Here is a 26,522-nt window from a genome sequence, read left to right as displayed (position 1 = left end):
GCGGAATCTCAGGGCATCGGCGGCGATTTTGGGGAGTTGGCCGACATCCGGTCACCCCCCGGCCGGGGGGTAATCGTTACGATGTGCGCAAGGTGTATCCGGGCGCGCCCTGGCGCTCCAGCCCTTTCGACATGCCTTTGCGCGGACCATGCACAGCCATCCCCTCCTGACCGATTCCTCCTGTCTCCAATCGGGGCGCTATGCCCTGGTGATCGACGACCACCCGCTGACGGCCATGGGCGTGTCCGAGTTCCTGAAACAATTCGGCCTGTCCGAAGTCCATGCCGTGGCCGATGCGGGCGAAGGCCTGCAGTGCATGGCCGGCAGGGGATCGCCGCATCTGGCCATCGTGGATTTCTGGCTGGGTGCCAGCGCGGGCACGGACGTGGTGCGCGAAATCCGCACGCTGGCGCCCGCCTGCCGCGTGCTCATGACCAGCGGCGACACGCATGGCGCGATTGCCCTGAAGGCACGCGCGGCCGGGGCCCATGGCTTTGTGCTCAAGTCGCAGCCGCCGCAGGTGCTGGAGCAGGCCCTGGCGGCCCTGCTGCGCGGCGAGACCTGGTTCCCCGCCGCCCCGCTGGCGCCGCAGTCACCGGGCGGCGCCCATGCCATCCGCATGACGGCGGCCGAGCTGGGCCTCACCCCGCGCCAGGCCCAGGTGCTGGACCTGGTGCTGCGCGGCCTGCCCAATCCCAGCATTGCGCAGTTGCTGCACCTGTCGCCGCACACGGTCAAGGAGCATGTGGCGGGCGCCCTGCAGCGCCTGGGCGTGCACAGCCGCATCGACGCCATCACGCGCATGCAGGGCATTGCGCTGGAGCTGCCGCCCTCCGTCCCGCCGACCGATACGGTTCAGGCGCCGGCCACGGCCAGCCTGCGCTGAAGCAGGGCCAGCAGCGCCAGCGGGTCCACGGGTTTGCGCAGCAGCAGATAGCCCAGTTCCTGCGCCTCCTGCTCCAGCGCCGGTGACGGCTCGCCGCTGAGCAGGGCGCCCGCCGCCTGCGGCGATTGCGCCAGCACGTTCTGCAGCAGCGCAAAGCCGTTCTCGCCCTGGGCCAGATGGTGGTCGCATAGCACGAAATCGGGATGCTGCCCCGCCGCCAGCCAGTCGGCCACCTCGCGGCCCGTGGCAGCCACATCCACCTGCAGCCCCCAATCGCGCAGCAGGCCGGCCAGGGCCCTCGCCACCTGCGCATCGTCATCGACCACCCAGCACCGGCCCTGGAGCAGGGGCGGCCGGGCCTGCGCCTGCGGTCCTTCGGACGGTCCCTCGGACTGCGGCAAGGCCGCCTGCACATTCAGGCTGGACGGCAGTTGCAGCCAGAAGCAGGACCCCCGCCCTGGCGTGGACAGCAGGCCGTGGTCCACGCCCATGCGCCGCGCGGCTGCGGCCACGACGGCCAGGCCCAGGCCCTGGCTGCTTACGCCGGGCAGGTGGTCGGCCGCAGGCTGGGCCGCGCGCCGGGCCGCCTGGCCTGAGCGCGCGCGAAAATGCGGTGCGAAGACATGGGGCCGGTCTTCGGCCGCAATGCCCAGGCCCGTGTCCCAGACCTCGATACGCCAGCCCCCGCCATGCACGCGGGCGGCCAGCAGCACGCCGCCGCGCTGGGTGTAGCGCAGGGCGTTGTGCAGCAGGTTGAACACCATCTGGCGCAGCAGGGCCTCGTCGGCACGCACCAGGCTGTCCATGCCGCGCGCCACGCGCCAGCGCAGCACCAGCCCGCGCTGGCGCGCCTCGGCCGCGAACAGGCGCGTGGCATCGCCCAGCAGAATGCGCAGGTCCATCACCTGGGCGCGCAGCTCCCAGGTGCCGTTCTCCAGCCGCGACAGGTCCAGCAGGTCGTTGCACATGGTGCCCAGCGACTGGGCACAGGCCTGGGCATCGTCAAGCACGCCTGCCAGTGCGCCGTCGGCATTGCGCTGGCGGGCGGTTTCCACCAGCAGGCCCAGGGCATGCAGGGGCTGGCGCAGGTCATGGCTGGCGGCCGACAGGAAGCGGCTCTTGGCCTCCAGCGCCTGTTCGGCCTGCTCCTTGGCGGCCAGGTAGCGTTCGGCCAGCAGCTGGCGGTCGCGCTCCTGCGCCCATTGCTGCAGCATGAGCTGGCGCGCCCCCCAGGCATGGCGCGCGATGGTGGCGCCATACAGCATGAGCAGCGGCAGCAGGTACAGGCCCCTGTTCGGGAAGTACCAGACCACGGCCAGCAGCATGGCGCCGTACAGCACGCCGAAGAAGCGCTTGAACACGGCAGATGCCGGCGCCAGGAAGGTGGCGGCCGAGGCCACGACGCCGCACAGCACCAGGTAGATGAAAAGCCGGAATTCATGGCCGCTGCCATGGGTCAGCGGTATCGCCAGCGCCCAGGAACCGGCGTTGAGCAAGGCCATGCGGCCCATCACGCGCTCCCAGCGCTGCAGCCGCGCTGGCAACTCGGCCGAGGGCACGGCGGCACCCAGGTCCCGGCGCAACTGGCGCCGCAACCCGACAAAGACGCAGGCCATGAACGCCATGCCCAGCCACCACAGCAGCAGCGGCACCTGGAAGGCGCCCGTTTCGTGCCGCTGCAACCAGACCACGATGCCGGGGATGATGAGGGCCGCCGCCTCGGACGAGCCCCGCGATGCGATGGACAGCAGCAGCCGCTGGCGCTGCTGCAGTTTCCACAGCGGCTCCGCAGGGCCGCCGCCGTGTTCAGAACTGGTCGCCATCCACGTAGAGCCAGCGCCCGGCTTCGCGCACGAAACGGCTGCGCTCATGCAGGCGCACGGCGCGGCCGCCCACGCGGTAGCGCGCGACGAATTCCACCTCGGCGCTGTCCTCGCCGGTGCTGCGGAAGTCATTGACCGCCAGCCCCAGCCAGCGTGCCGAAGGCTCGAAGTCCAGCGTGGCAGGCCGCTGGCTGGCGTGCCAGGTGGCCAGCAGATAGGCGGCGTCCTCGCGCACGAAGGCGCTGTAGCGCGAGCGCATCAAGGCCTGGGCGTCGGGCGCAGGGCAGTCGTCGAAATGGTCCAGGTAGCGGCCGCAGCAGGCATCGAACGCCAGGGGACGGCCCTTGGCATCCTGAAGACCGCAGGGACAGGCCGGGGAGGTGGCGGCAGCGCTCATAGCGGCTGGCCCTGCGGAACTTGCGGAACTTGCGGAATTTGGGAGAGGACGGCGCGGGAGCAGGAATGCATGTCAGTCACGGCCGCCTTGCTGCGACCGGGTTCTTGATGGAGGACAGGCGGGCCATGATACTGACCGCGGGCCCTCGGGCCTGTAAGGAGAGCCCATGTTTTCAATGTCGGTCCCGTGGTGGGAGTTCGTGGTGCGCGGCGTGGCCGTCTACCTGTTTTTGCTGGTGTTCCTTCGGCTGACGGGGCGGCGCCAGACGGGGCAGTACGCGCCCTTTGACCTGGTGCTGCTGCTCATCCTGTCGAATGCGGTGCAGAACTCCATGAATGCCGGGGACAACTCGCTGATCGGCGGCATGGTCTCGGCCTCCACGCTGATCCTGTGCCATCTGCTGCTGTCCTGGCTGACCTTTCGCTTTCCCGCGCTGGAGCGGCTCATCGATGGCAAGGCCAAGGCCCTGATCAGGGACGGACACCTGAACAAGGACCTGATGCGCGAGGAACGCATCACGCGCGACGATATCGAGGCCGCGCTGCGTGCGGGCGGCTGCCTGCACCTGCGCGAGGTGGAGCGCGCCACGCTGGAGACCGACGGCAGCATCACCGTCGTCCTGCGCCGCCGCGACAGCGAGAACGACGGCGATCCGCCGGTCTGAGCCTAGTCGAGCTGCTCCAGGAAGCGCTCGATGGCCAGGTTCACGGGCTGCGGATGCGTGAGGTTGGCCGCATGGCCGGCACCCGGCACCTCCACCCACTGCGCCCTGGGCAAGGCCTTGGCCATGGCGCGTGCACGGTCGGGCGCGATGGCGGTGTCGTCCGTGCCATGGATGACCAGGGCCGGCACATGGATGTCGGGCAGGCGTGGGCTGATGTCATCGCGCTGGGCCAGCGCCAGAAAGCTCTGCCCCAGGTTGATGGGCGTGGCCTTCTTCCATTTGGCACGCCAGGCGGCCGCGCCGCTCCAGCCCTGGCCCAGGATGGTGCGCTCCACCGTGGTCGCCATGTCGTCGCTGAGGCCATGCTCCATCCAGGCGCGCAGCAAGGCTTCGTGGTGGGGCATCTGCTCGGGGTCTTCCAGCATGGCCTGGGTGTCGATCAGCACCAGCGCGCGCACGATCTCGGGGTGGATGAGCGCGCAGCGCAGCGACAGATAGCCGCCCTGCGACATGCCGACCAGCACCGCGCGCTCCACGCCCAGGTGCTCAAGCAGGGCGGCCAGGTCGTCGGCCGAGTCGTAGTAGTCGAAGGGTGCGCACTGCTCGGGGTCTGCCGTCTGGCCATGGCCGCGCTCGTCCCAGCTGATGCAGCGAAAGCGCCCCTGCAGTGCCTGGACCTGGGGGGCGAACATGGTGTGGTCCATGAGCAGCCCGTGCGAAAACACCAGGACCGGGCCTCTCCCGCCCGTGTCTTCGTAGTACAGGTTCTGGCCGTTGACGGAAGCGATGGGCATGTCGGGATCTCCTGCGAAGGTGGTCACAAACCTGCCGGAAACGGCTGCCCGCCTCTCTCGGGCACCGTGCCGGCGATGCTCCATGCTAAGCCCTGCGGGTGTCAGGGCCATCCGGCCCGACCCGCAGCGTGGGGGATTGGCCTCAGGCCAGGGCGCGCTGGATGAGAATTTTCTGCACGTCGCTCGTGCCCTCGTAGATCTGGCAGACGCGCACGTCGCGGTAGATGCGTTCCACGGGGAAGTCGCTGACCACGCCATAGCCGCCCAGGGTCTGGATGGCGGCGCTGCACACGCGCTCGGCCATTTCGCTGGCAAAGAGCTTGGCCATGGCTGCTTCCTTGAGGCAGGGCAGGCCGGCATCGCGCAGGCTGGCCGCATGCCAGATCAGCTGGCGCGCGGCCTCGATCTGCGTGGCGCAGTCGGCCAGGCGAAAGCCCACGGCCTGGTGGTTGAAGATGGGCTGGCCGAAGCTCTCGCGCTCCTTGGAGTACTGCAGCGCGCAATCGAAGGCCGCACGCGCCATGCCCACGCTCTGCGCGGCAATGCCGATGCGCCCTCCTTCCAGCGCCGACAGCGCAATCCTGTAGCCCTCGCCCTCGGCGCCAATGAGGTTGGCGGCGGGGATGCGGCAGCCCTCGAACTGGATCTGGGCCGTGTCCGAACTGTGCTGGCCCAGCTTGTCCTCCAGCCGCAGCACCTGGTAGCCGGGTGCGGAGGTCGGAACGATGAAGGCGCTCATGCCGCGCTTGCCCGCCGCCTTGTCGGTGACGGCGATGACGATGGCCACGTCGCCGTTCTTGCCGCTGGTGATGAATTGCTTGACGCCGTTGATCACGTAGTCGCTGCCGTCGCGCGTGGCCGTGGTGCGCAGCGCCGAGGCGTCCGAGCCCACATGCGGCTCGGTCAGGCAGAAGGCGCCCAGCATCTCGCCGCGCGCCAGCGGCGCCAGCCATTGCTGCTTTTGCGCCTCGCTGCCGTAGCGCATGAGGATGGCGTTGACGGGGCAGTTGGTGACGCTGATCACCGTGCTGGTGCCGCCGTCGCCGGCTGCGATCTCCTCCAGCACCAGGGCCAGGCTCAGGTAGTCAAGGCCGGCGCCGCCGTACTCCTCGGGCACGCAGATGCCGTAGGCGCCCAGCGCCGCCAGGCCCTGGTGCACGTTCTTGGGAAAGTGGTGTTCCTTGTCCCAGCGTGCGGCATGGGGCGTGATTTCGGTGCGCACGAAGTCGCGCACCGCGTCACGGATCATTTCCTGGTCTGCGTTGAGCAGCATGTCTTGTCTCCTGATTCTTGTTTCGTTGTTCGTTGTCCGTTGCGCTGGTCGGATCTACCGTCGGATCTACCAGGCGATGCGCTGCCCGTCATGCCGCAGCATGCGGCCCCGGTCGGCCGGCGTGACGCCGGCCAGCGTGCGCACCAGGCCCTGCACGCTTTGCTCCACGGTGAAGGTGGCAGCCGCGCCACCCATGTCGGTCTGCACCCAGCCCGGGTCCAGCGCGACCACGGTGGCGCCCGGCCATTGCGGCTGGGCGCTGGCCACGACCATGTTGAGCGCAGCCTTGCTGACGCGGTAGAGCCAGGCGTCGGATTCGGCGTCGGCCAGCAGCGACATCTGGCTGGAGAACAGGCCGAACACGCCACCCGCCGCCTCGACCAGCGGCGCCACCTGGGGCAGCACCTGCATGGCGCCCAGCACATTGGTGTGCATGACGCGGTCGAACTGCTCGCGCGTGGGCGGCGTGGCCGAGCTGTGGGCATCCCACACTCCGGCCACGTACAGCGCCAGCTCGATCTTCTCGCCGTCGAGCTGCCAGGCCAGGCCGCTGACGCTGGCCGGGTCGGCCACATCCACCAGCAGCACCTTGGCGCCCGTGGCCTCGACGCGCTCGCGGTCGGCCTCGCTGCGCACCGTGGCGACCACGCTGCGGCCCTGGGCCGCATAGGCCTCCACCAAGGCAAAACCAAGCCCGCGCGAGGCTCCCAACACCAGAGTGACTGCCATGTCTTTCGACCTTTCAAATGGAATGCGGTCAGCGGCCCTGCTCGTCCGCGATCTGTTTTTCGTAGCGCTCGACCATGGCCTCCTGCGTCTCGGTGGGCGCAGGCAGGCCGATCTGCTGGTGGACCATCTGGTTCACCGAGGGCATGACGTTGCGCGACACCTGGGACTCTGGCTTCCAGAGCCGGGCGCGCATCAGGGCCTTGGCACAGTGCAGATAGGCCTCGTGCACCTGGATCTCCAGAACGATCTTGGGCCGGAAGCCTTCGCTGGCGAACAGCGCCGTGTAGTGGGCCTCGTCGCGCAGCTTGGCCACGCCGTTGACGCGCAGGGTCTCGTCGAAACCAGGCACCATGAACAGCAGGCCGATGCGCGGATCGGCGATCAGGTTGCTGAAGCTGTCCAGGCGGTTGTTGCCGCCCGAATCGGGAATCAGCAGCGTCTGGTTGTCGGGCGCCTTGATGAAGCCCGGCTTGCCGCCGCGCGGCGAGGCATCCATCATCGCGCCCGCCCCGCCCCCCGTGGCCACGATGCACAGCGGCGACAGCGCGATGAAGCGCAGGCAGTGCCGGTCCAGGTCCACCTGCTGCTTGAGCAAGGCCCTTTCGGCCGGCATGGCATACAGGCTGCGCAACTGTTCTTCGCTGGTAATCATGGTCGAGAGGTTAAGGTAATAGCGGATCGGCCGATCCAAGTCTAGCTCTCTGGACGTCTGTGGCGCTGCCCATAAAACTGGCGCAATGCAAATCAGAGACACCGAGGAAGGGCCGCCCCGCACCGAGGGTGTCGTCCCCCTTTCAGGGGGAGGGCGCGCAGCGCCTCAGGGGGTGACCATTTCTATCGCCATGGCTGTTCCCTCGCCGCCGCCTATGCACAGCGTGGCCAGGCCGCGCTTGCCGCCGCGCGCCTGCAGGGCGTGCAGCAGCGTGACCAGGATGCGTGCACCGCTGGCGCCAATGGGGTGGCCCAGCGCACAGGCGCCGCCGTTGACGTTGACCTTGTCGCGCGGCACGCCCAGCTCGGCCATCAGGGCCATGGGCACGACGGCAAAGGCTTCGTTGACTTCCCACAGGTCCACGTCCGCCGCCGTCCAGCCGGCCTTCTTGAGGGCCTTCTGCGTGGCGCCCACGGGGGCCGTGGTGAACCATTCGGGCTCCTGGGCATGCGTGGCATGGGCAACGATGCGCGCCAGCGGCTTGCAGCCCAGTTCCTTGGCCGTGGACTCGCGCATCAGCACCAGGGCGGCGGCGCCGTCGTTGATGCTGGAGCTCGATGCGGCCGTGATCGTACCGTCCTTCTTGAAGGCGGGCTTGAGGCTGGAAATCTTGTCCAGCTTGGCCTTGGCCGGGCCTTCGTCGATGCTGACCGTGACGTCGCCCTTGCGCGTGGAGACGGTGACGGGCGTGATCTCGGCGGCGAAGGCGCCGCTTTCAGTGGCCGCCTGGGCGCGCTTGACGCTTTCGATGGCGTAGGCGTCCTGCTGCTCGCGCGTGAAGTGGTATTTGGCGGCGCAGTCCTCGCCAAAAGTGCCCATGGAGCGGCCAGGCTCGTAGGCGTCCTCCAGGCCGTCGAGCATCATGTGGTCATAGACCTTGTCGTGACCCATGCGGTAGCCGCCACGCCCCTTCTTGAGCAGGTAGGGCGCATTGGTCATGCTTTCCATGCCGCCGGAGACCACCACATCGCGGCTGCCTGCGACCAGCTGGTCGTGCGCCAGGATGGTGGCCTCCATGCCGGCGCCGCACATCTTGGACAGGGTCACGGCGCCCGTGCTGCGCGGCAGGCCGCCCTTGAAGCCGGCCTGGCGGGCGGGCGCCTGGCCCTGGCCCGCCATCAGGCAGTTGCCGAACAGCACTTCGTCCACTTTCTCGGGCGCCACGCCCGCGCGCTGCACGGCCGCCTTGATGGCGGCGCCGCCCAGATCATGGGCCGCGAGGTCGGCGAAGTCGCCCTGGAAGGCGCCCATGGGGGTGCGGGCTGCGCCGACGATGACGATGGGGTCTTGCATGCTTGTCTCCTGGGGTGTCGTGATGGTGAAAGAAAGGGAAAACGGGTCAGGCCAGCCAGCGGCTGCGCTCGTAGGGGAAGACATCGTGGACATGGCCTTCGCGGATGCGCTGCTGGTGCGCCTGCCAGAAGGCGGGGTCGAGCAGGTCGGCATGGTGGCGCATGAAGACTTCGCGCACGGCCGGGTTGCCCAGCAGAAAGGGCGCGAAGGTTTCCGGGAACACATCGCGCGGGCCCACGGGGTACCAGACCTCGCCGCTGAGCTCGTCCTCCTCGTTGCGCGGAGCGGGCACCTGGCGGAAGTGGCAGTCGGTCAGGTATTCGATCTCGTCGTAGTCGTAGAACACCACCTTGCCGCCGCGCGTGATGCCGAAGTTCTTCCACAGCATGTCGCCCGGGAAGATGTTGGCCGCGACCAGATCCTTGATGGCATTGCCGTACTCGATCACGGCGCTCTCCAGCCGCTGCCGCGGTGCCGGCAGGTCCAGCCCGTCATCGAAGCACTCCTGCAGCAGCATGTTCAGCGGCACCATGCGCCGCTCTATGTAGAGGTGGGAGATGATGACCTCCTGCCGGCCATCGCCGTCGCGGTCGCTGATCTCGACCTGGCTGGGCGCATGCTCCAGGATCTCGGCGATCAGCGCATCCGAAAAGCGCTCGCGCGGGAAGGCCACCAGGCTGTACTCCAGCGTGTCGGCCATGCGCCCCACGCGGTCGTGCTGCTTGACCAGGCGGTACTTGGCCTTGACCTGTTCGCGCGTGATCTCCTTGGGCGCGGCGAAGCGGTCCTTGATGAGCTTGAACACATAGGGAAAGCTGGGCAGGTCGAACACCAGCATGACCATGCCCTTGATACCGGGCGCGATGCGGAACTGGTCGCGCGAATGGCGCAGGTGGTGCAGGAAGTCGCGGTAGAACAGCGTCTTGCCCTGCTTGGCCAGGCCCAGGGCGTTGTACAGCTCGGCGCGCGGCTTGCGCGGCATGAGGCTGCGCAGGAACTGCACATAGGCGCTGGGCACGTCGGTATCGACCATGAAGTAGGCGCGCGCAAAGCTGAACAGGCCGTGGAAGTCCTTCTCGCCGAACAGGGCCGCATGCAGAACCAGCCGGCCGTTGTCGCCGTGCAGGATGGGCACGGCCCAGGACAGCTCGGCAAAGCCGTTGATGATCTTGCCGACGATGTAGGCGCCCTTGTTGCGGAAAAACAGGCTGGACAGCACCTGGATCTGGAAGTTGGCGTACAGGCGCATGGCCTGCAGCTGCGGCTCCAGGCGCTCGGCCAGGCGGGCGATGTCGCGCTCCAGGTCCTCGAAGGGGCGCTGCAGCGCGAATTGCTCCACGACTTCGCGAAGCGTCTGCGGCAGCGTCTCGCGCGTGGGGTAGAAGGCCAGGTAGGCCGGGCGCGCAGCCGGCTCCTGGTTCTCTATGTATTCCGTGCTGACGGCGGGCCGCACGAAGATGAAGTCGTTGTGGAAATGCGTGCGGTGCAGGATCTTGGTGGTGACCGAGTTGAAGAAGGTCTCGGCCAGCTCCGGCTGCAGGTGGTTGACCATGAGCCCGATGTAGTGGCGCTTGATCTGCTGCCAGACCGGCATGGGCTGGGCGCCCGCTGCAAATTCCTTTTCAAGCCGGCGCACGCATTCGCGCACACGCAGGTCGTAGAACTCGATGCGCTCGCGCTGGGCACGCTGCTGGCCCAGCCAGTCGGCGGTTTCGAAGCGGTGCTTGGCGCGGGCGGATTCGGCGCGGAACAGGCGGTAATGGCGATTGAAGCCATCCATCATCGCCCGCGCTATGTCATGGGCAAGCAGGGTGTCCTGGGCAGGCATCGGCATGAAGTCTCCCGGGGTCCCGCCTGCCATGGCCGCTCAGTCGCGCTGGCGGCTGGCGACCAGCTCGACAGCCTCGGCATGGATGTTGGCGATGCCGCCGACACCGGGCACGGTCATCTGCAGATTGGTGATCAGGCCGTCCTTGAGGCCATAGCACCAGCCGTGCAGCGTGACCTTCTGGCCGCGCGCCCAGGCATCCTGCATCACCGTGCTCTGCGCCACATTGATCACCTGCTCGATGGCATTGAGTTCGCACAGCGCATCGTGGCGCCATTGCGGGGACAGGCTGGCCAGCAGCGCCTGGTGCTTGTCGCGCACATCCTTCACATGGCGGATCCAGTTGTCGGCCAGGCCCACGCGCACATCCTCCAGTGCCGCCAGCACGCCGCCGCAGCCATAGTGGCCCACGACCATCAGGTGCTCGACCTTGAGCTGGTCCACCGCGTACTGGATGGTGGACAGGCAGTTCAGGTCGCTGGGCACGACCACGTTGGCCACGTTGCGGTGCACGAACACCTCGCCGGGCTCCAGGCCCGTGATCTGGTTCGCAGGGACGCGGCTGTCGGAACAGCCGATCCACATGTAGCGGGGTTTTTGCTGCGACAACAGCCCGGTGAAGAAACCGGGCCGGTCACGCTCCATCTGCTGGGCCCATTCGCGGTTATGGACAAACAGTTCTTCGATGGAGGTTGTGCTCATAAGCAATCCTTTTGTTGGGTCAAACTCAAGAACGGCGCGGCAGGCGGGTGCGGGATCAGCAGGTCTCTGCGAACAGCTCGCGGCCGATCAGCATGCGACGGATCTCGCTGGTGCCGGCGCCGATCTCGTAGAGTTTCGCATCCCGCCAGAGGCGACCCAGTGGGTATTCGTTGATATACCCATTACCTCCATAGATTTGAACGCCTTCGCCGGCCATCCATGTCGCCTTCTCGGCGCACCACAAAATGACGCTGGCACAGTCCTTGCGAACCTGGCGAACATGCTCCGTTCCCAGCAGATCGAGGTTTTTGGCGACCGTATAGGCAAATGAGCGGCCCGCTTGCAGCACGGTGTACATGTCCGCCACCTTGCCCTGGATGAGCTGGAACTCGCCAATGCTCTGGCCGAACTGCTTGCGGTCATGGATGTAGGGCACGACGTTGTCCATCACCGACTGCATGATGCCCAGCGGCCCGCCGGTCAGCACGGCACGCTCGTAGTCCAGGCCGCTCATCAGCACCTTGGCGCCGTTGTTCAGCCCGCCCAGCACGTTCTCGGCCGGCACCTCGACGTTCTCGAACACCAGCTCGCCCGTGTGGCTGCCACGCATGCCCAGCTTGTCCAGCTTCTGGGCAATGGAAAAGCCCTTCATGCCCTTCTCGATCAGGAAGGCAGTCACGCCGCGTGCGTTCAGCTCGGGCTCGGTCTTGGCGTAGACCACCAGGGTGTCGGCATCGGGACCATTGGTGATCCACATCTTGGTGCCGTTGAGCAGGAAGTAGCCGCCCTTGTCCTCGGCCTTGAGCTTCATGCTGATCACGTCCGAGCCGGCACCGGGCTCGCTCATGGCCAGCGCGCCCACATGCTCGCCGCTGATCAGCTTGGGCAGGTACTTGGCCTTTTGCGCCTCGTTGCCGTTGCGGTTGATCTGGTTCACGCAAAGATTGCTGTGCGCGCCATAGGACAGGCCCACCGAGGCACTGGCACGCGAGATCTCCTCCATCGCCACCATGTGGGCCAGGTAGCCCATGTTGGCGCCGCCGTACTGCTCGGACACGGTGATGCCCAGCACGCCCAGATCGCCAAACTTGCGCCACAGGTCCATGGGGAACTGGTCGTCGCGGTCGATCTCGCCGGCGCGCGGTGCAATCTCGGCCTGTGCGAACTCGCGCACGGCATCGCGCAGCGCGTCGATGTCCTCGCCCAGTTGGAAGTTCAGGCCCGGCAGGTTGGAAAGGCTCATCTCGTGTCTCCTGTGGAAATTTGGTGAAAGAACGCCGCCCGGCTCAGTCGGCCAGATCGCGGCCCTGCACGCACATCAGCGTGCAGCCCATGGTTGCAATCAGTTTTTCGCGGCCTTCGTCGATGGCATGGGCGCGCCCCTCGGTCACGATGATCGTGCGGCCCGGCTTGATCACCCGGCCTTCCATGCGAAAGCGCTGGCCCTTGGCGGGGGCCAGCAGATTGATCTTGAATTCGATGGTGAGCACGGCAGCATCGGCCGGCATCAGGGTCAGCCCTGCATAGCCGCAGGCGGAATCCAGCGCCGTGGAAACCATGCCGGCATGCAAAAAGCCATGCTGCTGCGTCAGCCCGGGGGCCCAGGCCAGGCAGACATCGACGGCACCGGGCTCCAGCAGGGACAGCTCGGCGCCCAGGGTGTGCATCGCGCCCTGGCGTGCAAAACTGTCTCGCACACGGCGGGCAAAGTCGCTGTTGGCAGGTTCCAGGCGGGGCACGGTCAAGGCAAGCCTCACAAATTACGTTTACGTAAACGTCAATTATGAAGCATTTTTCCCATCCAGGTGTTTCAACAGAGTGCGGGCCTCGGATTCCTGTTCTCGCACCTCGGCCAGGTTGGCCTGCAGATCGGCCAGGCGGTCCTCGAGCTGGCGGCGATGCACAGCCAGCACTTCCAGGAATTTGCGCAGTTGCACGCCAGTGTCGCGGGGGCTGTCGTAGAGATCGATGATCTCCTTGGCTTCGTTCAGAGACAGTCCCAGCCGCTTGGCCCGCAAGGTCAGGCGAAGACGTGTGCGATCACGCGCGCTGTAGACGCGATTGCGCCCGCCAGGCCCGGCGCGCTCGGGCTCAAGCAAGCCCATGTCTTCATAGAAGCGGATGGCCCGGGTCGTGAGATCGAACTCCTTGGCAAGATCGCTGATGGTGTAGGTGGTCGACATGGCTGGAGAGTCCGCCAGCATCCACAGCCGGCGGCCATGGGAATGCGACGTTGACGTTAACGTCAATGCTAGCGGAATTGGCCACAGGAAACTGCGCCGGATGTCGCATCCGGGTGCGGGAATAAAAAGAGAGCGCGTCAGCGCTCTCTTTTTTTTGGGATGCCCGTTTTGGATGTTCGTTTTGGCTGTTTCCCGTTTCCTGCACCCCAATGCAAAAAACCCCGTAGCTTTGGGCTACGGGGTTTCTTGGGCTGTAAGAGCCTGACGATGACCTACTTTCACACGGGAACCCGCACTATCATCGGCGCAAAGTCGTTTCACTGTCCTGTTCGGGATGGGAAGGAGTGGTACCAACTTGCTATGGTCATCAGGCATAACTTGTTGTCATGCTGCTCACGGAGCAACACAACGAATTCATAGAGTCTGTAATCAGCTTTGTATTTTGACTGCGCCTTACTTGGCATAACCACCTTGATGATCACGTCATCAAAGTTATAGGGTCAAGCCTCACGAGCAATTAGTACTGGTTAGCTTAACGCATTACTGCGCTTCCACACCTGACCTATCAACGTCCTGGTCTTGAACGACTCTTCAGGGGGCTCAAGGCCCCGGCAGATCTCATCTTGAAACGAGTTTCCCGCTTAGATGCTTTCAGCGGTTATCTCTNGACCGTCGACAGGTTCACCGGGCGCAGGGCCAAAGCCCCAGAGCGTGTCGCCATCGCCGCTGACCGCGAGGATGGCTTGCGGGTTGCGCACCAGTGCCTGTTCCACATGCGACCACCGAGGATTGGCGGCCCAGGGCGCAGTACCTCCGTCCGGCTCCGTGCTGCCGCCGCGCAGCAGCCAGATGTCCTCGCTGGCACTGTGCAGCTGGCCGCCCGGCACCAGAGGCTGGTCGAAGGTGATGACGCGGCCGCTGGCATCCAGCAGCAAGGTGGCCTCGTCCTGCAGGCGGATGCTGAGCTCCTGCAGCAGGTGCCAGCCATGGCCCAGCAGGCCGCAGGCCGCGCCGTGCTCGGGGTTGACGTAGCTGCTGTACTGGCGCTGCCAGGCCACAGGCAGCGCAGCCGAGGGCAGGGCAAAGTCCAGGTCTTGTGCGCCCAGCAGGACCTTGGCGCCCAGCTGGGGGTTGACGGGGGAGCTGACGGTGATGCCGTCCGGGCAGACGGAGCAGGCCAGGCCCCCCTGGCTGCCGATGAGCACGGTGAGCGAGCCGGTGACGATCTTGCCCTTGACGACGCTGTCGGTGATGCGGGCTGCGGGTTTGCCACTCATGCAGACTTCTCCTGAGTGGACTTGATGGCGCAGTCGCACTGTATCGCTGTATCCAGGGCGGCAATTGCTTCACATTGCCTCATTCCGGGTAGATGGAAACAGTGGCGGATTCTCTGATGGCCAGGCATTTCATGAGAATGCAGTGGCTCGCCCCATGGCGTGCGGATGGCAAATGGTCGTGTCATTGTGTCAACCGCCCTACGGACGGCCCCCTCTCTCGATGAGCGGGAATCATAGACAGGCCACTGGCAATGGCGCAATTGATTTATGCGTCAGACTCCTCTTATAAATGTAAGCAAATTGATTATCTTGGATACATCAGCAATTGAATGCCGCCTCACCAATGGAAGGACATATCGATAAATTTCTCATGCCATTGGTGCAATGGGGATGAGGCGCCTGCTGACCCGCATCAAGGCGCGCCAATAAAAAAAGCCCCTGCCTCGAAAGGCAGGGGCTGTCAGGGGCCCGGGGCGCCATGCGTGGCACCGCCGGGCCGGCTAGCAACGGGTTGGCATCAGCCGGCAGCCGCCTCCGGCGAGGGCTTGGGCTGCAGGCGCTTGAGCACGCGCGGCACGATGAGCACGCAGGCCACGATGATGATCAGCGTCAGCGACATGGGGCGCTGCAGGAAGATCCACCAGCTGCCTTCGCCGATGGACACGGCATTGCGCATCTGTGCCTCGGCCAGGGGGCCCAGGATCATGCCGACCACGACGGGCGCGGTGGGGAAGTCGAAGCGGCGCATGATCACGCCCAGCACGCCGATGCCGTACAGCAGGAACAGGTCGAAGGCGCTCTGGCGCATGCCGTAGGCACCCACGGTGGCGAAGATCAGGATGCCTGCGTACAGCTGGGGACGCGGGATCTTGAGCAGCTTGACCCACAGGCCCACCATGGGCAGGTTGAGCACCAGCAGCATCAGGTTGCCGATGTACAGCGAGGCGATCAGCGCCCAGACCAGGGCAGCCGAAGAGCTGAACAGCTGCGGGCCGGGGTTGATGCCGTAGTTCTGGAACGCGCCCAGCAGCACGGCCGTGGTGTTGCTGGTGGGAATGCCCAGGGTCAGCAGCGGGATCAGCGCGGCGGTCACGGTGGCGTTGTTGGCGGCCTCTGGGCCGGCCACGCCTTCGATGGCGCCCTTGGTGCCGAACTCGGCGCGGTTCTCGCCCTTGGCCAGCTTCTTTTCGGTGGCGTAGCTCAGGAAGGTGGGGATCTCGGTGCCGCCGGCAGGGATGCAGCCGAAGGGTGTGCCGATGACGGTGCCGCGCAGCCAGGCGGGCCACGAACGCTTCCAGTCGCGGCCGGTCATGTGCACGCGGCCCATCCTGTTTTGCGTATCGACGACCTTGCCTTCGTACATGGCGGCATACAGCACCTCGGCCACGGCGAACAGGCCCACGGCCACGAGCACGATGTCCACGCCGTCCAGCAGTTCCATCTTGCCCATGGTGTAGCGCGCAGCGCCCGAGATCTGGTCCATGCCGATGCAGCCCAGCGCCAGCCCCAGGAACAGGGCCGTCATGCCGCGCAGCGCGCTTTGGCCGAGCACGGCACTGACGGTGGTGAAGGCCAGCACCATCAGCATGAAGTACTCGGGCGGGCCCAGCTTGACGGCAAAGTCGGCCACCGACGGCGCGAACAGCGTGACGACCACGGTGGCCACGGTGCCGGCCACGAAGGAGCCGATGGCGGAGGTGGCCAGCGCGGCGCCCGCGCGGCCGCTCTTGGCCATCTTGTTGCCCTCCATGGCCGTGACCATGCTCGCGGTCTCCCCGGGCGTGTTCAGCAGGATGGAGGTGGTGGAGCCGCCATACATGGCGCCGTAGTAGATGCCCGCGAAGAAGATCATCGAGGCGGTGACCTCGACCTTGGCGGTAATGGGCAGCAGCATGGCCACGGCCACGGCCGGGCCGATGCCAGGCAGCACGCCCACGGCCGTGCCCAGGGCGCAGCCGACCAGGGCCCACAGCAGGTTGGCGGGTGTAATGGCGGTGGCGAAGCCCGCCATCAGTGCGTCAAAGATTTCCATTACAGCCACCCCGTCTCAGTCAGGCCCGGCAGGTTGATTGCCAGGAATTGCGTGAAGGCCCAGAACACGGGCGCCGAGATGAGCAGCCCGGTGACCACGTCCTTGACCCAGGTGATGGGTGCGCCCGCCTGGGCCTGGCCGCCAGCACGGCGCAGGCCCTGCACGGCCAGCACGTAGCAGACGGTGCAGCTGACGATGAAGCCCACGGTGCCGATCAGTGCGGCGTTGACCATCAGGCCGGCCGACACCCAGACGAAGGCGCCGATGTCGGCGCGTGGATGGCCGCCAGGTGCGGAGGCTTCGCGATAGCCGCCCGTGCGCGCCTCCCAGACCAGCCAGGCGCCGCAGACCGCGAGCACCACGGCGCACAGCCAGGGCAGGAAATTGGGGCCGACGCCGCCGTAGCCGGAGTCGGAAGGAATCTGCAGCGCGCCGAAGGCCAGGCCTGCAGCGACGAGCAGCACGCCAGAGCCGACGATGGTCTGCGCGCGAACCGAGGGAAAGCCGCTGGGCTCATCGGCCTGGGCGGCATCCGTGGCAAGTGGATTGGGTTGTGAGGACTCGGACATGGTCAGTTCCTGGCCGCAGCGGAACCGGCGACCGGGCTGGCCACCGCTGCAGACGTGGGGAAAAATTAAGCCGCCGGGGCCTGCGGGCCGCTGGCGCGGCGCGCGGGCATCTTCCGCTTCTTGAAGCAGGCGCTGCGACTGGCGCCTGCCGTGGCCCGCAGGAGTGCAGGCCTGTGGCCGCACCGGCCCCGCAGGAGGCCGGTGCAGCCGTTCGATCACACCATGCCGGACTTGACCATGGTGGCGCGCAGGCTCGCGAACTCCTGGTCCACGAACTCGCCGAAGGCATCGCCGGCCAGCCACGCGGGCGTCCAGTCGTTCTTCTGCAGAGCCTCGGCCCAGGCCTTGCTCTTGGTGGCCTTCTCCAGCATGGCGACCAGCGCATCGCGCTGGGGCTTGGTGATGCCGGGCGCGCCGTACACGCCGCGCCAGTTGCCGATCTCGACGTTGATGCCCTGCTCCTTGAGCGTGGGCACATCCACGCCCTTCAGGCGCTGGCCCGAGGTCACGCCGATGGGCTTCATCTTGCCGGTGCTGATGTACTCGGCGAACTCGCTGAAGCCGCTGCCGCCCACGGTGACGTTGCCGCCCAGGATGGCGGAGATGGCCTCGCCGCCTCCACGGAAAGCCACGTAGTTGATCTTGGAGGGATCGACGCCGACTTCACGCGCGATCATGGCCGCCGCAATGTGCTCGGTGGAGCCGCGCGAGCCGCCGCCCCACTTGACGGAGCCCGGGTCCTTCTTGAGCTGGGCGATCACCTCGGCCATGTTCTTGAAGGGCGAGTTGGCGGGCAGCACGAACACGTTGTATTCGCTGGTCAGGCGCGCCAGCGGCGTGGCCTGCGTCAGGTTCACGGGCGGCTTGCCCGTGATGATGCCGCCCAGCATGACGGCGCCCATGACCATCATGGCGTTGGGATCGCCCTTGCTGCCGTTGACGAACTGCGCAAGACCGATGGCGCCGGCGGCGCCGCCCTTGTTGTCATAGGTGACGGAAGCAGCCTGACCAGCGTCCTGCAAAGCCTTGCCCAGGGCACGGCCCGTGGTGTCCCAGCCGCCGCCGGGGTTGGCCGGCAGCATCATCTTGACGGCGACCGCAGCCTGGGCAGACAGCGGCAGGCTGCCTGCGGCGGCCAGTGCGGCCAGCGACTTCAGAAAAGTATCACGACGCATGGTTTGACTCCTTGTGTTGTAAGGCTGTCGATGATCGGTTCGCTACCTGTCAAATGGCTGTCCAAACCCCTAGGGGAATCCCTAGATCGCTCCTGGCGCGATGGCCTGCATCGCGCCCGGTGCTAACGTGCGGGCCATGCAATTGCTGCTCGTAGAAGATGACAACGCCATGCGCACCACGCTGCAGCGCACGCTGATCCGGCGCGGCATCCAGGTGGAGACGGCGGCCGACGGCCCCTCGGCCCTGGCGCAGTGGCTGGTGCGCGAGCCCGACGCCGTGGTGCTGGATTTGAGCCTGCCCGGCCTGGACGGCCTGCAGGTGCTGGAGCGTGCGCGCGGCCAGGGCCTGCGCACGCCCGTGCTCATCCTGACTGCGCGCGGCACCGTGGGCGACCGCGTGCTGGGCCTGAACGCCGGCGCGGACGACTACCTGGCCAAGCCCTTCGACCTCGACGAGCTGGAGGCCCGGCTGCGCGCCCTGCTGCGCCGCAGCAGCGACAGCTTCGCGCCCAAGCCGCCGCCCGAGACCATTGCCATGGGCGCGCTGCGCTACGACAAGGCCAGCGGCGCCATCCACCGCGATGGCGAGATCATGGAGCTGACGCCCCGCGAGCTGGCCCTGATGCACGCCCTGCTGGCGCGCCCCGGCCATGCCGTGGCCAAGGAACGGCTGTTCGCGCTGGTGTTTCCCGGCGAGTCCGACGTGCAGTACGAGGCCGTGGAAGTAGTCGCCTACCGGCTGCGCAAGAAGCTGTCGGGCACGGGCGTGCAACTGGTCACGCTGCGCGGCCTGGGCTATCTGCTCAAGGCCGAGTCGGCCTGACACATTGCCGCATTCCCGCACCGCAAGCCCATGCGCGACCCCGGTCTTCCCCTTCCCGCCCCCGCCCGCGCGCGCCAGCCCTGGTCGCTGCGCCGCCAGCTGCTGACGGGCATTCTCGTACCCGTCATTCTGTTCATTGGCTTCAATACCTGGAGCCTGTACCACCAGACGCTGGCTGCGCTGAACACGGCCTATGACCGGACGCTGCTGGCATCGGCCAAGAGCATCAGCGAGCAGCTGGATGTGACGGGCTATGACGAGTCCGCCCAGTTGCATGCCATCGTTCCCTACTCGGCGCTGGAGATCTTCGAGGCCGACAACCAGAGCCGCATGTTCTACCGCGTCTCCACGCTGGACGGGGAAATGGTGTCGGGCTTTGGCGAGCTGCCCATGTGGCACGGCGTCATCCCCCAGCGCCCGCCCTACGCGGCCCTGGTCGATTTCTACGACGCGCAGTTCCGCGGCCGGCCCGTGCGCATGGCCGTGCTGCTGCAGCCCGTGGCCAGCGCCAACGGGCGCGGCATGGCCGTGATCCAGGTGGCCGAGACGCTGGAGCTGCGCGAGACCCTGGCCCTGCAGATCCTGCGCACCACGCTGGCACGCCAGGCCCTGCTGGTGGCTGCCGTGGCGCTGATCGTGATCTTTGTGGTGCAGCGGGCCACCCAGCCCGTGCGACAGCTCAGCAGCGACCTGCGCTCGCGCCCGCGCGGCGACCTGAGCCCGCTGTCGGCCCCCGCTGCGCCGCGTGAACTGCAGCCCCTGCTGGAGGCCATCAACCAGCTCATGCTGCGGCTGCGCCAGCTGCTGTCGGACCAGAAGCGCTTTGTGCGCGATGCATCGCACCAGTTGCGCACACCGCTGGCCGTGCTCAAGGCCCAGCTGCAGTCGGCCCAGCGCGGCGATGTGCCGGCCGAGCAGGCCTTCGAGGAAATCGGCGCCACCGTGGACCGCGCCACGCGGCTGGCCAACCAGATGCTGGCGCTGGCCAAGGTCGAGCAGCTACGGCAGGAAGACAGCGCCGAGCCGGCGTCGCCCGCCCCCAGCCTGCTGGACGAAGTGGTGCGCGACGTGGCCATCGAACTGTCGCCGCTGATTGCCGAGCAGGACATCGATTTCTCCATAGACACCGAGCCCTGCCCCGTGCCGGCCCATGAATGGATGCTGCGCGAGCTCACGCGCAACCTGCTGCACAACGCCATACGCCACATGCCTGCAGCCGGCAGCCTGCACATCAGCGTGCACCAGGCCGGCAGCCAGGCCGTGCTCAGCCTGCGCGACAGCGGGCCAGGCATAGACAGCGATCTGGCCCAGCGGCTGTTCCAGCCGTTCTCGGCCGGCAATGCGCGCAGCGGCTCGGGCCTGGGGCTGGCCATCTGCCACGAGATCGTGCAGACGCTGGGCGGCGCCATCGAACTGCGCAACATCTACCGGCAAGGCCTGGTCTGCGGATTGCACGCGCACGTGGCGATTCCGCTGCAACCGGCCACTGGCAAGCACCCCGCGCCGCGCGCACAATAACGCCATGACCGATATCGAATCCATGCGTCTGGACAAATGGCTGTGGTGCGCGCGTTTCTACAAGACGCGCAGCCTGGCGGTAGAAGAGATCGGCAAGGGCCGCATCACCGTCAACGGAGCCCTGGTCAAGCCCGCGCGCGAGGTGCGCTGCGGCGACACCGTGGCGCTGCGCCAGGGCCAGATTCCGCGCACCGTGGTCATTCGTGGCCTGTCCGGAATGCGTGGCCCCGCGCCCGTGGCCCAGGCCCTGTACGAAGAAACCGCCGCAAGCCTGGCCGAGCGGGAGCGCCTGGCCGAGCAGCGCCGGCTGGCGCCCGAGCCCGCCAGCAGCATTGCCGACCAGCACGACGGCCGCCCCACCAAGCGCGACCGCCGCCAGATCGATCAGGTGCGCGAGCGCGGCAACTGGGACAGCCGCTGGAGCGCATCCATCGACGACCTGGACCGGCGCTGAATCCCGCGGCCCTGCCCGCCTCACGCCTCTTCCAGCAAAAAGGCCATGCGCAACCGCTGCGCATGGCCTTTTCTCATGGGTTTGCGGGCGCAGACCCCTGCGGCGTTCAGACCACCTGGTCCTTGGCCGGTGCGTCGTCCCCCTGCGCACGGGGCAGGATGAGGTTCATCACCATGGCGGCCATGGCCCCCACGGTCACGGCCGAGCCCAGCAGGTACTGCAGCATGTCCGGCAGGGTCTGGACCCAGTCCTTGGGAGCCAGCGTGGCGAAGAAGGAGCAGATGATGGGCACGCCCACCACCAGCATGGCGCGCTCGTCCAGGCGCACATGGCGCAGGATGCGGATGCCCGCCATGGCAATGGTCACGCAGACCACGGCGAACATGCCGCCGATCACGGGCGAGGGAATGGCCGCAATCAGCGCCGAGAACTTGCCCAGAAAGCCCAGGCAGGCCAGCACCAGGCCGGCTGCAATGAAAACCATGCGGCTGGCCACGCCGGTGATAGAGATCACGCCCGCATTGGTGGAGTAGCCGGTGACGGGCGTTGCGCCTATCAGGGCGGCCACGCTGCAGCTCAGGCCCTCGCCCACGGCGCCACGGTCGAGCTGGCGGCTGGTGATGGGCTGGTTGATCACGGCCGATACCGCAAACCAGGTGCCCGTGGTTTCCGCCATGACCACCAGATAGATCACGACAAAGGTCAGCACGGCAGGCAGGCTGAACTGCAGCGGGTAGTCGATGCCGGCCAGCTTGGGCAGTGTCAGCCAGGGCGCATCCGCAACCGGCTGCCAGGCGAACAGGCCCATGGCCCAGGCCACGGCCGTGCCGCCGGCCAGCGCAATGATCACCGACGACAGGCGCATCCAGCGGCCCAGCCGGTTGTCAAAGCGCAGGCCCAGCATCATGGCCGCGATCAGCAGCGCCGCCGACACCGAAGCCAGGGCAATGGACTGGTTGACCGTCATGCCGCCATGCACCGAGAACACGTTGGCGCTGAGCGCAATCGGCAGCAGCGACAGCCCCACCACGAGGATGATGGTGCCGCCGACGATGGGCGGCACCAGCCAGCGGATCACGCGGTGGAACCAGCCCAGCGCCCCCAGCGCAATGACGATCAGCGCTCCCGGAATCAGCGCGCCATAGACCGCTCCCATGCCGCCGAAGCCACCGCCCGCGCCAAAGGCCACGGCCAGGATGGCACCCAGCGGAATGTAGGAAGGCCCTTGCGCAACAGGCATGCGCATGCACCAGGCGGTCTGGATCAACGTGCCCACGCCTGCGGCAAGAAAAGTGGACTGGATCATGGACGCCGCATCGGCCTGCGACAGCGCCAGGGCCGAGGCAATGATGAAGGGCACGACATACACGTCCATGGCCATCACATGCTGCAGGCCCAGCAACAGGGCCTGTGACAGCGAGACGCGGTCGTCGGGGCGGGCGATCAGGCGCCCTTCGTAGGAGGAGGTCGGTTCGGTCATGGGACGGAAAAATGCGGAAAACGGCCGCAGCGCAAAGACTGCGGCGCTCAGACAGCAGTGACAGCGCCGGCGGCCTGGCGCCGGTGCACGCACTCGCCCTGCACCCAGGTGCTGGTCACATTGGCGCGCGTGGCGTGGTGGATGATCTTTTGCAGAATGTCGGCCGGGCCATCCGCGCCGGGCCAGATCTGGACATTGGAGTCAGGCCCCTGGCAGTCGATGGCCAGGGCGTCCATGGCATGGCCGGGCTCGATGCGGCCAATCGGCAGGTCCAGCGCATCGCCCCCCGCCGCCGTGGCCAGCCACAGCGCAAAGACGTGGTCGATGCGGGCCTGAACGCCCTGCCCCGCCCTGCCGCGCTGCAAAGCGCCCAGGGCCGGGTCCACCCCCTCATGCAAGGCCAGCGAGGCCGTCATGGCGTGGCGGCAGGCATCGAGCATGCTGGGGCTGTAGCCGCCCGAGATGTCCGTGGCCAGCCCCATGCCCAGGCCCTGCTCACGGCCGCTGCGGGCCGGGAACACGCTGTTGGCGAAATAGAAGTTGGACAGAGGGCAATGCGCTACCGAGGCGCCCGTGCGCGCCATCAGTGCCACGTCATCGGCCGTGAGGAAGTTGGCATGGGCCACGACCGTGCGGCGCGTGAGCAGGCCGAAATCATGCAGCGCTTGCGCATCGGTGCGGCCCTGGCGTTCCAGCACATGGGCATGCGCCCAGTCGCTCTCGGAGCAATGGGTTTGCACATGGGCGCCGGTGCGTCCAGCCAAGTCGCCCAGCCCGCGCAGCAGCTCGTCGGTGCACGAAGGAATGAAGCGCGGCGTGATCACCGGCAGCACACGCTGCTGCGCGTTGTCCGGATGCTGGCGCAGCCAGTCGATGAAGCGTGCCGTCTCGGCAATGCCTTCGGCGGCGCTGTCGTCCTTGTAGTACGGGGGGCATTGCGACGGCTCGTCCATCGCCACCTTGCCCACCAGGGCGCGCTGGCCCAGGGCCAGGCAGCGTTCGGCCAGCACCTGGTTGCCCACGGCGTGGATGGTGCCGAAGTACATGGCCGTCGTCGTGCCATTGGCCAGCAGCGTGCGTACCACGCTGTCGTAGACCGATGTGGCAAAGCCGGCATCGCCGTAGCGCGCTTCCAGGGGAAAGGTGTACTCCTGCAGCCAGGTTTCCAGCGGCACATCCAGGGCCTTGCCGCTTTGCGGCCATTGCGGGGCATGCACATGCAGGTCCACCATGCCGGGCAAAAGGTACTGGCCCTCGGGCAGGCGCTGCAGCGTGCCTGCGGCCGCATGCGCGGCCTCCAGGGCGGCGCGGCGGGGATCACCGCGCTCCAGCACGGCATCGATCATGCCGCGGCCATCCACCACGATCAGCACGTCCTGCTGGATGCGCAGCGCATCCGGCACGGGCGCATCGAAAGCAGTGCACAACAGGGCCCAGCCCCGGCCAGGGTCAGCGGAATTCATCATGGAAACGCGGCTCCTTGCCTCACTTGGCCTTGAGCTTGGCCAGGTCCTCGGCCGTCAACCATCGCCACTGGCCCGGCTGCAGGTCCTCGGTGAGCTCCAGCTCGCCGATCTTCCAGCGATGCAGGCCCTCGACGCGGTTGCCAACGGCCGCGATCATGCGCTTGACCTGGTGGTACTTGCCTTCGGTCAGCGTGAGGTCCAGCACATGCTCGCTCACCTGCTCGCAGGCAGCGGCCTTGACGGGCTTGGGGTCATCGTCGAGCACCACGCCGTCGAGCAGGCGCTGCACCTGGCCGGCATCGACCGGATGCTTGGTGGTCACGCGATAGATCTTGGGCACATGCTTCTTGGGCGAACTCATGCGGTGGATGAACTGGCCGTCATCGCTGAGCAGCAGCAGGCCCGTCGTGTCCTGGTCCAGCCGCCCCACGGCTTGCACGCCCTGCACGGCACCCTTGTTCGGGCGCAGCCGCAGCGGCAAGGGCAAAAGCGAGTAAATGCTCGGATAGGTCGACGGTTTTTGCGAGCACTCCGTGCCCGCCGGCTTGTGCAGCAGCACATAGCCCAGCGCGTGATAGGCCCACTCCACGCCCTGCACGCGATAGCGCAGGCCTTCAGGATCGATGTCCTGCGTGGAGTCGAGGCAACGCACCCAGTCATTGGCCTCGGTGTCCCACAGTTCCACCCAGCCCTGCTGGACCAGTCCGGAACACACGCGGCGGATGCCGAACCCTTGGGAATACAGAATGTCTTGCAGTTGCATGTTCATCTTTCAAGCCGTTTGCGCCCACCATGGCGCACGCACATCGCGCAGGCGACGATACAAGTACTTCTGCGCAAACAAGCAAAAAACCCCGTAGCTTTAGGCTACGGGGTTTCTTGGGCTGTAAGAGCCTGACGATGACCTACTTTCACACGGGAACCCGCACTATCATCGGCGCAAAGTCGTTTCACTGTCCTGTTCGGGATGGGAAGGAGTGGTACCAACTTGCTATGGTCATCAGGCATAACTTGTTGTCNACGTCATCAAAGTTATAGGGTCAAGCCTCACGAGCAATTAGTATCAGTTAGCTTAACGCATTACTGCGCTTCCACACCTGACCTATCAACGTCCTGGTCTTGAACGACTCTTCAGGGGGCTCAAGGCCCCGGCAGATCTCATCTTGAAACGAGTTTCCCGCTTAGATGCTTTCAGCGGTTATCTCTTCCACACTTAGCTACTCGGCAATGCCACTGGCGTGACAACCGATACACCAGAGGTGTGTCCACTCCGGTCCTCTCGTACTAGGAGCAGGCTTCCTCAAATCTGCAGCGCCCACGGAAGATAGGGACCAAACTGTCTCACGACGTTTTAAACCCAGCTCACGTACCTCTTTAAATGGCGAACAGCCATACCCTTGGGACCGACTACAGCCCCAGGATGAGATGAGCCGACATCGAGGTGCCAAACACCGCCGTCGATATGAACTCTTGGGCGGTATCAGCCTGTTATCCCCAGAGTACCTTTTATCCGTTGAGCGATGGCCCTTCCATACAGAACCACCGGATCACTATGTCCTGCTTTCGCATCTGCTCGACTTGTCAGTCTCGCAGTTAAGCACGCTTATGCCATTGCACTATCGTCACGATGTCCGACCGTAACTAGCGTACCTTCGAACTCCTCCGTTACGCTTTGGGAGGAGACCGCCCCAGTCAAACTGCCTACCATGCACTGTCCCCGATCCCGATAAGGGACCTGGGTTAGAACCTCAAACGCACCAGGGTGGTATTTCAACGTCGGCTCCATGAGAACTAGCGTCCTCACTTCAAAGCCTCCCACCTATCCTACACAGATCCGTTCAAAATCCAATACAAAGCTACAGTAAAGGTTCATGGGGTCTTTCCGTCTTTCCGCGGGGAGATTGCATCATCACAAACATTTCAACTTCGCTGAGTCTCTGGAGGAGACAGTGTGGCCATCGTTACGCCATTCGTGCAGGTCGGAACTTACCCGACAAGGAATTTCGCTACCTTAGGACCGTTATAGTTACGGCCGCCGTTTACTGGGACTTCAATCAAGAGCTTGCACCCCATCATTTAATCTTCCAGCACCGGGCAGGCGTCACACCCTATACGTCCACTTTCGTGTTTGCAGAGTGCTGTGTTTTTATTAAACAGTCGCAGCCACCGATTTTTTGCAACCGCTTTGGGCTCCCTTTGTTCAAGTTCACCTACTTGCGGCATACCTTCTCCCGAAGTTACGGTATCAATTTGCCGAGTTCCTTCTCCAGAGTTCTCTCAAGCGCCTTAGAATACTCATCTCGCGCACCAGTGTCGGTTTGCGGTACGGTCGTGTGTAGCTGAAGCTTAGTGGCTTTTCCTGGAAGCAGGGTATCACTCACTTCGTCTGCAAGCAGACTCGTTATCACCCCTCATCTAAGCCCGGCGGATTTGCCTACCAGGCA

Annotated in this window: 23 protein-coding genes, 3 rRNA genes, 1 pseudogene and 1 other annotated feature (1 of these 28 running past the window's edge); of the genes and pseudogenes, 5 read left to right on the top strand and 22 right to left on the bottom strand. The window is 66.0% G+C overall.

From position 1 onward, the window contains the following. The first annotated feature begins 148 nt into the window (after positions 1 to 148). Positions 149 to 886: a response regulator gene (locus AC57B5_RS21925; RefSeq protein ID WP_496400307.1), complete on the top strand. Its 738-nt coding sequence runs from the start codon at positions 149 to 151 to the stop codon at positions 884 to 886. On the opposite strand, the gene AC57B5_RS21920 is transcribed toward AC57B5_RS21925, so the two are convergent. Continuing rightward, entirely contained in the window at positions 856 to 2,709 is a 1,854-nt protein-coding gene (locus tag AC57B5_RS21920) for a hybrid sensor histidine kinase/response regulator (protein WP_496400306.1), read from the bottom strand. The two genes, AC57B5_RS21925 and AC57B5_RS21920, sit on opposite strands and share 31 nt — an antisense overlap. Beyond that, on the bottom strand, positions 2,693 to 3,106 hold the full coding sequence (locus AC57B5_RS21915; protein ID WP_496400305.1) for a YchJ family protein: 414 nt from the start codon (positions 3,104 to 3,106) through the stop codon (positions 2,693 to 2,695). The genes AC57B5_RS21920 and AC57B5_RS21915 overlap by 17 nt, the downstream gene beginning before the upstream one ends. Before the next feature lie 166 nt (positions 3,107 to 3,272). Here AC57B5_RS21915 and AC57B5_RS21910 point away from each other — a divergent pair, with 166 nt between their 5' ends. Next, on the top strand, positions 3,273 to 3,770 hold the full coding sequence (locus tag AC57B5_RS21910) for a DUF421 domain-containing protein (RefSeq protein WP_012207780.1): 498 nt from the start codon (positions 3,273 to 3,275) through the stop codon (positions 3,768 to 3,770). Positions 3,771 to 3,772: 2 nt separating this feature from the next. Here the strand turns inward: AC57B5_RS21910 and AC57B5_RS21905 are convergent, their stop codons facing one another. The 15 genes and pseudogenes from AC57B5_RS21905 to AC57B5_RS21835 form a co-directional block, all read right to left on the bottom strand. After that, entirely contained in the window at positions 3,773 to 4,564 is a 792-nt protein-coding gene (locus tag AC57B5_RS21905; protein WP_013800386.1) for an alpha/beta fold hydrolase, read from the bottom strand. A gap of 142 nt (positions 4,565 to 4,706) precedes the next feature. Continuing rightward, on the bottom strand, positions 4,707 to 5,837 hold the full coding sequence (locus AC57B5_RS21900) for an acyl-CoA dehydrogenase family protein (protein ID WP_012207782.1): 1,131 nt from the start codon (positions 5,835 to 5,837) through the stop codon (positions 4,707 to 4,709). 66 nt (positions 5,838 to 5,903) lie between these two features. Continuing rightward, positions 5,904 to 6,566: an SDR family oxidoreductase gene (locus AC57B5_RS21895; protein WP_013800385.1), complete on the bottom strand. Its 663-nt coding sequence runs from the start codon at positions 6,564 to 6,566 to the stop codon at positions 5,904 to 5,906. Positions 6,567 to 6,594: 28 nt separating this feature from the next. Beyond that, positions 6,595 to 7,218: a pyridoxamine 5'-phosphate oxidase family protein gene (locus tag AC57B5_RS21890; protein WP_013800384.1), complete on the bottom strand. Its 624-nt coding sequence runs from the start codon at positions 7,216 to 7,218 to the stop codon at positions 6,595 to 6,597. A gap of 165 nt (positions 7,219 to 7,383) precedes the next feature. Beyond that, positions 7,384 to 8,571: an acetyl-CoA C-acyltransferase gene (locus tag AC57B5_RS21885; RefSeq protein WP_013800383.1), complete on the bottom strand. Its 1,188-nt coding sequence runs from the start codon at positions 8,569 to 8,571 to the stop codon at positions 7,384 to 7,386. A gap of 46 nt (positions 8,572 to 8,617) precedes the next feature. Continuing rightward, complete coding sequence (gene aceK / locus AC57B5_RS21880; protein ID WP_013800382.1) at positions 8,618 to 10,405, bottom strand: bifunctional isocitrate dehydrogenase kinase/phosphatase; 1,788 nt, start codon at positions 10,403 to 10,405, stop codon at positions 8,618 to 8,620. A 33-nt stretch (positions 10,406 to 10,438) separates the two neighbouring features. Beyond that, entirely contained in the window at positions 10,439 to 11,101 is a 663-nt protein-coding gene (gene can, locus AC57B5_RS21875; RefSeq protein ID WP_012207787.1) for a carbonate dehydratase, read from the bottom strand. 55 nt (positions 11,102 to 11,156) lie between these two features. Next, positions 11,157 to 12,344 carry an isovaleryl-CoA dehydrogenase gene (locus AC57B5_RS21870; RefSeq protein ID WP_034397421.1) on the bottom strand — a complete coding sequence of 396 codons (1,188 nt, stop codon included), beginning with the start codon at positions 12,342 to 12,344 and terminating at the stop codon, positions 11,157 to 11,159. A gap of 43 nt (positions 12,345 to 12,387) precedes the next feature. Further along, positions 12,388 to 12,846: a PaaI family thioesterase gene (locus AC57B5_RS21865; RefSeq protein ID WP_496400304.1), complete on the bottom strand. Its 459-nt coding sequence runs from the start codon at positions 12,844 to 12,846 to the stop codon at positions 12,388 to 12,390. 36 nt (positions 12,847 to 12,882) lie between these two features. Next, positions 12,883 to 13,284 (bottom strand): MerR family transcriptional regulator, encoded by a 402-nt coding sequence (locus tag AC57B5_RS21860; protein ID WP_013800379.1) that lies wholly within the window; start codon positions 13,282 to 13,284, stop codon positions 12,883 to 12,885. Positions 13,285 to 13,543: 259 nt separating this feature from the next. After that, positions 13,544 to 13,656, bottom strand: a 5S ribosomal RNA gene (gene rrf / locus AC57B5_RS21855). A gap of 137 nt (positions 13,657 to 13,793) precedes the next feature. Next, positions 13,794 to 13,995: a sequence feature (23S ribosomal RNA rRNA prediction is too short), on the bottom strand. Positions 13,996 to 14,195: 200 nt separating this feature from the next. Continuing rightward, a pseudogene (locus AC57B5_RS21850) lies at positions 14,196 to 14,561 on the bottom strand (DUF6531 domain-containing protein); the annotation flags it as partial. A gap of 517 nt (positions 14,562 to 15,078) precedes the next feature. Further along, positions 15,079 to 16,593: a tripartite tricarboxylate transporter permease gene (locus AC57B5_RS21845; protein ID WP_012204439.1), complete on the bottom strand. Its 1,515-nt coding sequence runs from the start codon at positions 16,591 to 16,593 to the stop codon at positions 15,079 to 15,081. Continuing rightward, the gene (locus tag AC57B5_RS21840; RefSeq protein WP_043819577.1) at positions 16,593 to 17,162 is read right to left on the bottom strand and encodes a tripartite tricarboxylate transporter TctB family protein; all 570 of its coding nucleotides are present in this window, start codon (positions 17,160 to 17,162) and stop codon (positions 16,593 to 16,595) included. The genes AC57B5_RS21845 and AC57B5_RS21840 overlap by 1 nt, the downstream gene beginning before the upstream one ends. 215 nt (positions 17,163 to 17,377) lie before the next feature. Then, the gene (locus AC57B5_RS21835) at positions 17,378 to 18,337 is read right to left on the bottom strand and encodes a Bug family tripartite tricarboxylate transporter substrate binding protein (RefSeq protein WP_013803365.1); all 960 of its coding nucleotides are present in this window, start codon (positions 18,335 to 18,337) and stop codon (positions 17,378 to 17,380) included. A 100-nt stretch (positions 18,338 to 18,437) separates the two neighbouring features. Here AC57B5_RS21835 and AC57B5_RS21830 point away from each other — a divergent pair, with 100 nt between their 5' ends. Genes AC57B5_RS21830 through AC57B5_RS21820 form a run of 3 tightly spaced genes read left to right on the top strand, consistent with a single transcriptional unit; the run spans position 18,438 to position 21,132 of the window. Then, the gene (locus AC57B5_RS21830; protein WP_043819580.1) at positions 18,438 to 19,160 is read left to right on the top strand and encodes a response regulator transcription factor; all 723 of its coding nucleotides are present in this window, start codon (positions 18,438 to 18,440) and stop codon (positions 19,158 to 19,160) included. A 30-nt stretch (positions 19,161 to 19,190) separates the two neighbouring features. Further along, positions 19,191 to 20,678, top strand: coding sequence for a sensor histidine kinase (locus tag AC57B5_RS21825; protein ID WP_496400303.1), 1,488 nt, complete (start codon positions 19,191 to 19,193; stop codon positions 20,676 to 20,678). A gap of 4 nt (positions 20,679 to 20,682) precedes the next feature. Beyond that, positions 20,683 to 21,132: an RNA-binding S4 domain-containing protein gene (locus AC57B5_RS21820; protein WP_063326715.1), complete on the top strand. Its 450-nt coding sequence runs from the start codon at positions 20,683 to 20,685 to the stop codon at positions 21,130 to 21,132. A gap of 106 nt (positions 21,133 to 21,238) precedes the next feature. Here the strand turns inward: AC57B5_RS21820 and AC57B5_RS21815 are convergent, their stop codons facing one another. From AC57B5_RS21815 to AC57B5_RS21795, 5 genes are all read right to left on the bottom strand, one after another. Next, positions 21,239 to 22,612: a uracil-xanthine permease family protein gene (locus AC57B5_RS21815; RefSeq protein ID WP_063326716.1), complete on the bottom strand. Its 1,374-nt coding sequence runs from the start codon at positions 22,610 to 22,612 to the stop codon at positions 21,239 to 21,241. Positions 22,613 to 22,659: 47 nt separating this feature from the next. After that, the gene (gene guaD, locus AC57B5_RS21810) at positions 22,660 to 24,078 is read right to left on the bottom strand and encodes a guanine deaminase (RefSeq protein WP_496400302.1); all 1,419 of its coding nucleotides are present in this window, start codon (positions 24,076 to 24,078) and stop codon (positions 22,660 to 22,662) included. Positions 24,079 to 24,097: 19 nt separating this feature from the next. Further along, complete coding sequence (locus AC57B5_RS21805; protein ID WP_013803370.1) at positions 24,098 to 24,841, bottom strand: 16S rRNA pseudouridine(516) synthase; 744 nt, start codon at positions 24,839 to 24,841, stop codon at positions 24,098 to 24,100. 129 nt (positions 24,842 to 24,970) lie between these two features. Beyond that, positions 24,971 to 25,083: ribosomal RNA gene (gene rrf / locus AC57B5_RS21800) — 5S ribosomal RNA — on the bottom strand. Between the two features lie 31 nt (positions 25,084 to 25,114). After that, a 23S ribosomal RNA gene (locus AC57B5_RS21795) occupies positions 25,115 to 26,522 on the bottom strand (it continues 1,475 nt past the right edge of the window).

It is taken from the genome of Delftia sp. BGA-UO-ETr-SB1, from assembly GCF_059567865.1.
The sequence above is the reverse complement of the archived record's forward strand: the minus strand, read 5'-3'. Positions and strand labels throughout refer to the sequence as shown.

What these genes read in the sequence shown, in the direction of transcription:
- aceK (WP_013800382.1), bottom strand. Translation starts at nt 10,405, where the DNA reads ATGCCGATGCCTGCCCAGGACACCCTGCTTGCCCATGACATAGCGCGG.
- AC57B5_RS21830 (WP_043819580.1), top strand. Translation starts at nt 18,438, where the DNA reads ATGGCCTGCATCGCGCCCGGTGCTAACGTGCGGGCCATGCAATTGCTG.
- AC57B5_RS21905 (WP_013800386.1), bottom strand. Translation starts at nt 4,564, where the DNA reads ATGCCCATCGCTTCCGTCAACGGCCAGAACCTGTACTACGAAGACACG.
- AC57B5_RS21805 (WP_013803370.1), bottom strand. Translation starts at nt 24,841, where the DNA reads ATGCAACTGCAAGACATTCTGTATTCCCAAGGGTTCGGCATCCGCCGC.
- AC57B5_RS21895 (WP_013800385.1), bottom strand. Translation starts at nt 6,566, where the DNA reads ATGGCAGTCACTCTGGTGTTGGGAGCCTCGCGCGGGCTTGGTTTTGCC.
- AC57B5_RS21870 (WP_034397421.1), bottom strand. Translation starts at nt 12,344, where the DNA reads ATGAGCCTTTCCAACCTGCCGGGCCTGAACTTCCAACTGGGCGAGGAC.
- AC57B5_RS21920 (WP_496400306.1), bottom strand. Translation starts at nt 2,709, where the DNA reads ATGGCGACCAGTTCTGAACACGGCGGCGGCCCTGCGGAGCCGCTGTGG.
- AC57B5_RS21815 (WP_063326716.1), bottom strand. Translation starts at nt 22,612, where the DNA reads ATGACCGAACCGACCTCCTCCTACGAAGGGCGCCTGATCGCCCGCCCC.
- AC57B5_RS21925 (WP_496400307.1), top strand. Translation starts at nt 149, where the DNA reads ATGCACAGCCATCCCCTCCTGACCGATTCCTCCTGTCTCCAATCGGGG.
- AC57B5_RS21890 (WP_013800384.1), bottom strand. Translation starts at nt 7,218, where the DNA reads ATGATTACCAGCGAAGAACAGTTGCGCAGCCTGTATGCCATGCCGGCC.
- can (WP_012207787.1), bottom strand. Translation starts at nt 11,101, where the DNA reads ATGAGCACAACCTCCATCGAAGAACTGTTTGTCCATAACCGCGAATGG.
- AC57B5_RS21915 (WP_496400305.1), bottom strand. Translation starts at nt 3,106, where the DNA reads ATGAGCGCTGCCGCCACCTCCCCGGCCTGTCCCTGCGGTCTTCAGGAT.
- AC57B5_RS21885 (WP_013800383.1), bottom strand. Translation starts at nt 8,571, where the DNA reads ATGCAAGACCCCATCGTCATCGTCGGCGCAGCCCGCACCCCCATGGGC.
- AC57B5_RS21900 (WP_012207782.1), bottom strand. Translation starts at nt 5,837, where the DNA reads ATGCTGCTCAACGCAGACCAGGAAATGATCCGTGACGCGGTGCGCGAC.
- AC57B5_RS21835 (WP_013803365.1), bottom strand. Translation starts at nt 18,337, where the DNA reads ATGCGTCGTGATACTTTTCTGAAGTCGCTGGCCGCACTGGCCGCCGCA.
- AC57B5_RS21845 (WP_012204439.1), bottom strand. Translation starts at nt 16,593, where the DNA reads ATGGAAATCTTTGACGCACTGATGGCGGGCTTCGCCACCGCCATTACA.
- guaD (WP_496400302.1), bottom strand. Translation starts at nt 24,078, where the DNA reads ATGATGAATTCCGCTGACCCTGGCCGGGGCTGGGCCCTGTTGTGCACT.
- AC57B5_RS21820 (WP_063326715.1), top strand. Translation starts at nt 20,683, where the DNA reads ATGACCGATATCGAATCCATGCGTCTGGACAAATGGCTGTGGTGCGCG.
- AC57B5_RS21825 (WP_496400303.1), top strand. Translation starts at nt 19,191, where the DNA reads ATGCGCGACCCCGGTCTTCCCCTTCCCGCCCCCGCCCGCGCGCGCCAG.
- AC57B5_RS21910 (WP_012207780.1), top strand. Translation starts at nt 3,273, where the DNA reads ATGTTTTCAATGTCGGTCCCGTGGTGGGAGTTCGTGGTGCGCGGCGTG.
- AC57B5_RS21860 (WP_013800379.1), bottom strand. Translation starts at nt 13,284, where the DNA reads ATGTCGACCACCTACACCATCAGCGATCTTGCCAAGGAGTTCGATCTC.
- AC57B5_RS21840 (WP_043819577.1), bottom strand. Translation starts at nt 17,162, where the DNA reads ATGTCCGAGTCCTCACAACCCAATCCACTTGCCACGGATGCCGCCCAG.